Origin of the sequence: Streptomyces sp. NRRL S-495 (genome assembly GCF_000966955.1) — a bacterium.
GTDB lineage: Bacteria > Actinomycetota > Actinomycetes > Streptomycetales > Streptomycetaceae > Kitasatospora > Kitasatospora purpeofusca.
On sequence record NZ_JZWY01001391.1, the window covers coordinates 1 to 267 of the forward strand.

Annotated in this window: 1 protein-coding gene; it reads left to right on the forward strand. The window is 73.0% G+C overall.

The genetic code is table 11. The features are described 5' to 3' along the window. A partial coding sequence (locus tag VR45_RS41820) for a beta-ketoacyl synthase N-terminal-like domain-containing protein (RefSeq protein ID WP_045945227.1) occupies window positions 1-267 on the forward strand: 267 nt, incomplete at both ends.

Below are 267 nucleotides of genomic sequence, written 5' to 3' on the forward strand. Positions count from 1 at the left end.
GACGACCGGCGGACCGCCGCCCCGGTCGCCGCCACCGACGAGGACCCGATCGTGGTCGTCGGCATGGCCTGCCACCTGCCCGGGGGGATCGACTCGCCGCAGCAGCTGTGGCAGTCGGTGCTCGACGGTACCGACGCCATCTCCGAGTTCCCCACCGACCGTGACTGGGACCTGGCGGGGCTCTACGACCCCGACCCCGGCAGCACCGGCAAGACGTACTCCACCCGGGGCGGATTCCTCTCCGGGGCGAGCGAGTTCGACGCCGAC